Genomic DNA, 8,187 nt, shown 5'->3' with positions numbered 1-8,187 from the left:
TGCTTCTGTATCTATCTTTCAGTTCCTCTGAACTTAGATGTTCGGCTAAGTAAGCTTTCTTGGGCATTTTATCTCCTCGTCTTTACTTGTTTTATTATAACAGGATTTAGTATGAACGCCGCAAGCCTTGATGCACAATAAATCGGAACAGTCGTTAATTCCTCGTTCTCCATTGGTGAAAATGCCGATTCAAAAATGAAGTACCCCACCGGGGGAGTCTTCCCAAAATCCGCCCAGAGGAAGTTAGAGACTTTCGGGATTAATCCCCAATTCCCTGAGTTTAGCCGCCATTCGTTCGGCTTTTTCTTCGGCTGCCTCAGCTTTCTGTTGTGCTGCCTCAGCTTTCTGTTGTGCTGCCTCAGCTTTCTGTTGTGCTGCCTCAGCTTTCTGTTGTGCTTCCTCAGCCAACTCTCGCGGGGTTGGTAACAACATTCCATCTAAAGTTGCCCAGCGAATCCAGACGGTTGTTACCCCTCTATATTCTCCCTGCCAACGAACTAAAGCTAATCCCAAACGACCACTGATTAGCCATCCTTTCTCGTTGGGTTGCCGCGGTTCATATACACCATCAACTAAGACAAATTCGGCAAAATCTTCAGGGTTAAAAGGATCGTACCAGAAATATTCAGGGACTCGTAACTTATCTTGATAAATCTGTTTTTTCTCGGTTTTGTCTATTTGGGCAGTACTTTCTGAGAGTAGTTCAATCACTACATCGGGGGCTTTTCCCTCTTCCCAAGTAACCCAACTTTTTCGCTCCCCTTTTGGTACGCCTAGGACGGCAAAAAAATCAGGTCCTTTGAAGTCTTGATTTTTCAGTTGTGCTGTACTGAAATAGACAAACATATTGCCACTGGCATAACCATCTTCTCGTCGGTCTAGCCAAGGTGATATACTGTCTATTAACAGATCCATCTGCCATTTATGCCTTTGAGTTTCCATCGGTACTCCATCATCGCAGGGAAGTTCATCTTGCGTGGGTAATGCAGTTAACTGCATTGGTTGACTAATAGTTAGAGTTTCCATATTTTTCTCCTATATTTTGGGTTTAGTTATTTAGATTTTCTAGATTTTTTGCCCTCTTTAACTGGCTATAGCAATTCTAAATCAGTCGTGAACGAGTAAGGAGCTTAATCCCATTGTTCAGCTGCTTGTTCTCAAGGGTTTAGGGGATTGCTATATGTTATATCACAATTCTAGGCTAAGACGCATTTAAATAGAAATCATCATCCAAGAGCTGCTCAATTGAAAAAGGACAGGTGATTGGATAGTCATTTTCTAATGGTATGCGAACGTCAAATTTGGCTTTTTTTCCATCTCTAATTGCCAGCTGGCGAGCGTCTGGATAGACTGAGGAAACTGCTGTTGACAGATAGGGATTGAGAGATGGAGTATCTCGCAAGCTTTTTTGAACTCGCTGCCGGTGTTCGTTGATTGAATCATACCAACTGCCTGTCATAGTATCAGGCGCATCGCCTTGTATCTTGAGCTTGAGTAAATGAGCCAACAACACCATTAAGTTACTTTCTAAGGCTCTTTTTTCTGACTTGCCCAAGTCTTGCAATTCCTCAATTAAGTGTTCAACGTCTAGTCGTTCAAATTGACGATCTTTTAATTGTTGGATTGTCTGCTCAATCCACAAGTCAAAATCAGAATCATATAAAATACTGGACATTTCTCGCAGTTTTATTAATGAGATAACTTCCACAAGCTTGATGTTAACAAATATTGTCAGTTTTGTCAAGTAGCGATTACCTGATAATTTTTTTGTACTATTTATCTTCCTTAACCTTCCTTTTATTAACTGAATTCTACATCTCTTGTAGAACTAGGCCAATTCAAGTCTGAATTGGCCGCTATTCTAGAGAAGCGAACACAAGAGGAGTTGAGAAAAACGCTTACAGGCTGGGGGAAAGAGGTGTTAGAGCAAATTGAAGAAGTCAGCCCAGAGCTTTGGCTAACCTATAAAAATTTAGTGAAAGAATTGATGCCATCGGCCGAGGTAGTCGCCGATAGATTCCATGTAATGAAACAAATTAATCAAGAGTTAGACCAACAAAGAAGAGACGTTCGGCGATGCTCAGACGTTCGGCGAGACTTCGGCGTGAGCTCAGTCGAACGCTCAGTCGAGCCGTCGATCCGCAGAAAAAAGAGCCGTAGAAGCGCAGAAAAATTAAAAACAGAAAGCGGAAAAAGAAGCAAAGCTAGAAGTTTTAAAGCGAAGTAAATATAGCCTGTTAAAAAATGAAGAAGATTTAACGGAAACCCAAAAAATCAAACTAGAAGCTATCAAAAAAACTTGACCAAATTTGAAAAAGATGCACGAATTAAAGGAAGAATTCAGAAAGATTTACGAAACCTCAAAGAATCCGACAGAGGGACTGCTATCCATCTCGGAATGGTTAGCAAAATCCTCCAGTATTTTTACCAAGAGTTGTCAAACAATCCGAAACTGGTTTGGAGAAATCATTAGTTATTTCGAGCGAAGGACAACGAATGGGGTGGTCGAGGGAATCAACAATAAACTTAAACTAATAAAACGGAGAGGCCATGGCTTGAGAAACTTTCGGAATTTTTGGGTTAGAAGTATGTTGTCTTGGCATTTTGTCTGTTAATTTAGCATAAAGAGTAACGAAGAGCCTCATTTTCTTGCTGTTGTTGAGCAGCTATTTGTAACAGTGCTTGTGCAGTTATTCTTACTCCATCTACTGAGTCTCTGACTTCCGATACCGATTCTCGCAATTCCGAAACTGAGTCTCTGACTTCCGATACCGATTCTCGCAATTCCACAACTGAGTCTGCCAATTCATCTAGCATCTCATCTGTCCATCTCGTCCGTTCCCCATCCCTTCTTGTCATGGCTTGTTTTTCTCCCTTCTCAGGTTCAATAGCTGCTTAAATTGTCAATAATTATAGACGCAATCGCCGCTGGTTTTATCAAGCTTATGATTGATTTTCTGGTTTAATTTGCCGAATCAAATAGCGAACTTCTGAGAGCAAAACCTCAAAACGCTTGTCTGACTCTTCCTGTCTTTGCCTGATTTCGGCAATTTCTGCTTGCCGAGCTTCATTTTCTTGCTGTTGTTGAGCAGCTATTTGTAACAGTGCTTGTGCAGTTATTCTTACCCCATCTACTGAGTCTCGCAATTCCGAAACCGAGTCTTTGACTTCCGATACCGAGTCTTTGATTTCCGAAACCGATTCTCGCAATTCCGAAACTGAGTCTGCTAATTCATCTAGCATTTCATCTGTCCATCTCGTCCGTTCCCCATCCCTTCTTGTCATGGCTTGTTTTTCTACCTTCTCAGTTTCAATGGCTGCTTAAATTGTACGTAATTATAGACGCAATCGCCGCCATTTTTCTCAAGCTTATGATTGATTTTCTGGTTTAATTTGCCGAATCAGATGGCGGACTTCTGAGAGCAAAACCTCAAAACGCTTGTCTGACTCTTCCTGTCTTTGCCTGATTTCGGCAATTTCTGCTTGCCGAGCTTCATTTTCTTGCTGTTGTTGAGCAGCTATTTGTAACATTGCTTGTGCAGTTATTCTTACCCCATTTACTGAGTCTCTGACTTCCGATACCGATTCTCGCAATTCCGCAACTGATTCTCGCAATTCCGCAACCGAGTCTTTAACCCCCGAAACTGAGTCTGCCAATTCATCTAGCATCTCATCTGTCCATCTGGGGTGTCCGGCCGAGCTTCCGGTCATGGCTGGCTTTTCCCCTTTTTTAATAATCGATTTTCTGAACGGTGGGTAGGATTATCAGCAAGCTTGACCATAAGACGAGGCTGGACAAAAATTAGCAGTTCTGGAAAAACTAGAGTTATTATCGTAGTGCGGTGTTATGATTAAGCGGTGATTAATCGAGCCAGATTGCTACCGCAAAATCTTTTAATAGAGTTATCCCTTGACTATTTGATTAATGATGAACAACCAACAAAACGGGGCGATGAACAACCAACAAAACGGGGCTTTAAAAACCCAAAGTCAAGCAAATCTACCAGTTTTTGATCAACCGGCTTTTATCCCCTCCGTGACGCAAGAAGAGGAGGAACTCAACCTGCGTCAAGTCCTTTCTGTCGTCAAGCATCGCTGGTGGTTAATCGCTGGCATCACTCTAGGGGTGACAGGTGCGATCGCTGCTTGGACTTTCTTAAAAACCCCTATCTATCAAGGTAAATTCCTGCTGCTCATCGGTCAACCCATTGAGGAAAATAAAAGTTCTTCCACACTGGCAGCCCAAGATATCCTGCCTCAGTTGGGTGGTGAAGACATCGATTATGATACCCAAATCGCTGTTTTAACCAGTCCTCAACTTCTTAACCCCATCCTTAGTAAAATAACCCCTAAGTATCCCGATTTTACCTACAGTGATTTAATTAGTAAAACTGGCAAATCTGATCTCGAAATTAGTCAATTAAAAAAGACGAAAGTTTTAGAAATTTCCTATCAAGATGCGGAACCGGAAAAAATTAAGCTGGTTTTAGATAATTTAGCCCGTCATTACCTCAACTATAGTTCTCAGGAACGGAAGACCGAAATTAATCAAGGGTTAGATTTTGTTAACGATCAATTGCCCGTGCTGCGGGAACGAGTTAATACTCTACAAAAACAAATGCAGCAATTCCGGCAGCAATACAATTTCCTCGATCCTGATAAAGAAGCGACTCGTTTATCACAACAGTTAACCACTACTGAACAAGATTATTGGGCAGCCCAAGTTGCCCTTAACGAAATTAAATCTCGCTATCAAGCTTTACAGCAACAGGTGGGATTAGCCCCTAATCAAGCAATTATCGCCACTTATCTGAGTGAATCTCCCGGTTATCAAGATTTGCTCAAGCAGCTGCAGGAAGTGGAAGTGGAACTGGCCAAACAATCGGCAGTTTTTGCCAAGGATAGCCCGATAATCGCCACCCTAGAGGAAAAACGGGCTAATTTACTGCCCCTACTGCAAAAAGAGGCCCAGAGAACCCTAGGGGAAAAACTGCCCCAGACAGTGGGTGACTCCCCGGCTTTGGTATCTCAGAGTGCTTTGCGGGTACAATTAACCCAGCAATTGGTGGAAGCCGCTAACAGTCGCCAAACCCTAGAAATTAAGGTAAAATCCCTTGCCCAAGCCCTCGAACAACAGAAAGCCTCGGTCAAAAATCTGGCGGTTTTAGCCCGTCGCTATACGGATTTGCAGCGAGAATTGGAAATTGCCACCACCAGTCTCGGCCGTTTTCTGGAGGAACAACAAAAACTTCAACTCAAGGTGGCACAACAAGTGGTGCCTTGGCAACTAATTTCCCCTCCAGAAGTAGGGGAGAACTTCGTTTCTCCTAAACCTGTGCGAAATCTAGCTTTAGGGGTTATCGGTGGCCTGTTACTAGGCCTAGGGGCGGCCTTTTTAGCTGAAAGATTAGACCCCGTTCATCATAGTGCAGATGAACTAAAAGAAGATACTAAACTACCCCTTTTGGGCGCAATTCCCTGGCAAAAAGACCTCGGTACGATCGAAAAAGTGATCACCGCCGCCCTACCCCAGTTAACAGTCGGCGATCGCAAAATCACTATCCCTAATAGTACTGGGAAATCAGCCCACGAAAACCCCTCCTACTATAATTTCTCCCCCTTTTCGGAAGCTTTCCGCACTCTTAACACCAATATTCGCCTCCTCGGTTCCGATTCCCCCCTCAAGTCCCTCGTGATTACTTCTGTATCACCGGGAGATGGTAAAACCACCATATCAATGAATATTGCTAAGGCCGCCGCTAGTATGGGACAAAGAGTCTTACTGGTGGATGCTGACCTGCGACGACCCCAGGTTCACCATCGACTTAATCTCGATAACGACCACGGCCTTAGTAATGTCATCGCCGAGGGTCTTGATTGGAACGAGGCTATTCAATCTCTACCCCGCTACGAGAATTTATCGATTCTTACCGCCGGTCCAATTCCCCCAGATCCCACCCGTTTGCTTTCTTCCCAGAGAATGCAGGAGATGATCTCGCAATTACAGCAAGACCACGCCTTCGATCTAATTATCTACGATCTACCACCGATCGCCGCTTTTGCCGATGCCAAAATTCTCGCCGCCATGGCCACTGGCCTAATTCTCGTCACCAAACTGGGCAAAACCGATCGCTTTGCGCTGAAAAATCTGCTCGAAGATCTGAAATTATCCCACATTTCCGTGTTAGGTTTAGTGGCTAATAATGTTAGTCGGAAAGACCACAATTATCGTTACTATGGCCATTACTACGGCAAAAGATAATTAAATTGAAGATAGATCCCCCCTTAATCCCCCCTTAATAAGGGAGGTGCCGATCCCCCCTGCCCCCCTTATTAAGGGGGGTGTCTGATGGTTTTTAACAGCTAACTACTTATTGATCAGTTATCAACTTTTAATTGATGTTAAATGCGGGTTTTAATCTGGTATCGCAATGATCTGCGGGTTCACGATCACGAGGCAATTTATCAAGCCATTCAAGAACAATTAGAGATAATTCCCTTCTATTGTTTTGATGAGCGTCAATTTGGTCTTACTTCCTACGGCTTTCCCAAAACTGGCAAGTTCCGGGCTAAATTTTTATTAGAAAGCGTAGCAAATTTACGACAATCTCTGGAAAGTTTAGGCAGTAATTTAATTATCCGATGGGGAAAACCAGAGGAAATTATCCCGCAATTAGTTCAAGAATTGCAGATAGCCAAGGTTTATTATCATCAAGAGGTAACGGCAGAGGAATTAGCGATAGAAAAAGCTGTCGATAAGGCTTTATCCATGCTTCCCGTGCAGATAAAAACTTTTTGGACAGCCACTTTATATCATCCTGATGACTTACCTTTTACCCTCAATCAACTGCCGGAATTATTTACTAATTTTCGTAAACAAGTAGAACGTCATTGGGAAATAAGAACAATTTATCCCACGCCGAAAAAGTTGACAAAATTACCTAAAATAGATTGGGTAAATCTTCCTAGTTTAAACGATTTAGGACTAACAGAACCAATTCTAGACCGGGGAGGTGTTTTGTTATTTCAAGGGGGTGAAATGGCAGGAAAATCACGGGTTAAAGAATATATTTGGGATAGTGATTCCTTAAAAACCTATAAGGAAACCCGCAATGAAATGTTAGGGACTAATTATTCCTCAAAGTTCTCAGCTTGGTTAAGTTTGGGCTGTCTTTCCCCCCGTTATATCTACGAGGAAGTACAAAAATATGAGCAAACAAGAGTAAAAAATGACTCTACCTATTGGCTGATTTTTGAATTATTATGGCGAGATTTTTTCCGATTTATTTGCAGTAAACACGGGAATAAAATTTTCTATAAATCTGGTTTGCAAGAACTTAATTTACCTTGGTTAGAAGATTGGGGAAGATTTAATCTTTGGTGTGAAGGAAAAACTGGTTATCCCCTTGTGGATGCTAATATGAGAGAGTTAGCCGCTACAGGATTTATGTCAAATCGTGGCCGGCAAAATGTCGCTAGTTTTCTGACCAAAAATCTCGGTATTGATTGGCGCATGGGAGCAGAATGGTTCGAGTCATTATTAATTGATTACGATGTCTGTAGTAATTGGGGTAATTGGAATTACACTGCTGGTGTCGGTAATGACGCGCGAGGATTTCGTTATTTTAATATCCCTAAACAGTCGAGAGATTATGATCCCAAAGGTGACTATTTACGTCACTGGTTGCCCGAATTAGCCCGAATAAAAGGCGATAAAATTCACGAACCTTATAAATTATCTCCAGAGGAACAAAGGCTTTACGGGGTAATTTTAGGGGTTAATTATCCTCGTCCCATTGTCGATTTTTTTCAATCGATAAAACACAATGAAAAAATTTATCTTCAGCATTTCAGTAATCGGTGATCATTGGACTTCTACCTAATATTATCTCAAGACTATAATTTTTTCTAGACAAGAAACTTACCCAAATAAAAATGATTTTAATGTCCCTAGATTTTTTCAGTTAAATTAAATTAGCAACGATAGATATATATTTGGATTATCGAACTATTTATTAGTACAAATAATCAAAGCAACCTCTGATTGAGTTATAATTTTTGGATATGTCTCATGAACTGATAACTGATAACTGATAACTGATAACTGATAACTGATAACTGATAACTGATAACTGATAACTGATAACTGATAACTGATAACTGATAACTGATAACTGATAACTGATA

7 protein-coding genes and 1 pseudogene are annotated in these 8,187 nt (G+C 41.7%); 3 read left to right on the top strand and 5 right to left on the bottom strand.

From position 1 onward, the window contains the following. Positions 1 to 243: 243 nt before the first annotated feature. On the bottom strand, positions 244 to 1,026 hold the full coding sequence (locus H6F92_RS03905; protein WP_190356863.1) for a Uma2 family endonuclease: 783 nt from the start codon (positions 1,024 to 1,026) through the stop codon (positions 244 to 246). Positions 1,027 to 1,201: 175 nt separating this feature from the next. Then, a complete protein-coding gene (locus H6F92_RS03900) occupies positions 1,202 to 1,675 on the bottom strand; it encodes a DUF29 domain-containing protein (RefSeq protein WP_199308122.1) in 474 nt (157 codons plus the stop codon). Between the two features lie 171 nt (positions 1,676 to 1,846). Here H6F92_RS03900 and H6F92_RS03895 point away from each other — a divergent pair. Further along, positions 1,847 to 2,615, top strand: a pseudogene (locus H6F92_RS03895) (ISL3 family transposase); the annotation flags it as partial. Between the two features lies 1 nt (position 2,616). On the opposite strand, the gene H6F92_RS03890 reads toward H6F92_RS03895, so the two are convergent. From H6F92_RS03890 to H6F92_RS03880, 3 genes are all read right to left on the bottom strand, one after another. Next, entirely contained in the window at positions 2,617 to 2,859 is a 243-nt protein-coding gene (locus H6F92_RS03890; protein WP_422392756.1) for a hypothetical protein, read from the bottom strand. Between the two features lie 84 nt (positions 2,860 to 2,943). After that, on the bottom strand, positions 2,944 to 3,285 hold the full coding sequence (locus tag H6F92_RS03885) for a hypothetical protein (RefSeq protein ID WP_190356862.1): 342 nt from the start codon (positions 3,283 to 3,285) through the stop codon (positions 2,944 to 2,946). A gap of 84 nt (positions 3,286 to 3,369) precedes the next feature. Beyond that, complete coding sequence (locus tag H6F92_RS03880; RefSeq protein WP_190356861.1) at positions 3,370 to 3,711, bottom strand: coiled-coil domain-containing protein; 342 nt, start codon at positions 3,709 to 3,711, stop codon at positions 3,370 to 3,372. Between the two features lie 241 nt (positions 3,712 to 3,952). Between H6F92_RS03880 and H6F92_RS03875 the strand changes: the two genes are divergently transcribed. Beyond that, a complete protein-coding gene (locus H6F92_RS03875; RefSeq protein WP_190356864.1) occupies positions 3,953 to 6,262 on the top strand; it encodes a GumC family protein in 2,310 nt (769 codons plus the stop codon). Between the two features lie 144 nt (positions 6,263 to 6,406). After that, a complete protein-coding gene (locus tag H6F92_RS03870) occupies positions 6,407 to 7,864 on the top strand; it encodes a DASH family cryptochrome (protein WP_190356860.1) in 1,458 nt (485 codons plus the stop codon). Positions 7,865 to 8,187: the final 323 nt, after the last annotated feature.

The sequence above is a fragment of the Microcystis wesenbergii FACHB-1317 genome (assembly GCF_014696875.1).
GTDB lineage: Bacteria > Cyanobacteriota > Cyanobacteriia > Cyanobacteriales > Microcystaceae > Microcystis > Microcystis wesenbergii_A.
Note: the sequence above shows the minus strand (reverse complement) of the source record. Positions and strands in the feature narration are given on the sequence as shown.

Excerpts from the sequence above, each read along its gene's own strand:
- H6F92_RS03905 (WP_190356863.1), bottom strand. The coding sequence starts at position 1,026 with ATGGAAACTCTAACTATTAGTCAACCAATGCAGTTAACTGCATTACCC.
- H6F92_RS03900 (WP_199308122.1), bottom strand. The coding sequence starts at position 1,675 with ATGTCCAGTATTTTATATGATTCTGATTTTGACTTGTGGATTGAGCAG.
- H6F92_RS03890 (WP_422392756.1), bottom strand. The coding sequence starts at position 2,859 with ATGACAAGAAGGGATGGGGAACGGACGAGATGGACAGATGAGATGCTA.
- H6F92_RS03885 (WP_190356862.1), bottom strand. The coding sequence starts at position 3,285 with ATGACAAGAAGGGATGGGGAACGGACGAGATGGACAGATGAAATGCTA.
- H6F92_RS03880 (WP_190356861.1), bottom strand. The coding sequence starts at position 3,711 with ATGACCGGAAGCTCGGCCGGACACCCCAGATGGACAGATGAGATGCTA.
- H6F92_RS03875 (WP_190356864.1), top strand. The coding sequence starts at position 3,953 with ATGAACAACCAACAAAACGGGGCTTTAAAAACCCAAAGTCAAGCAAAT.
- H6F92_RS03870 (WP_190356860.1), top strand. The coding sequence starts at position 6,407 with ATGCGGGTTTTAATCTGGTATCGCAATGATCTGCGGGTTCACGATCAC.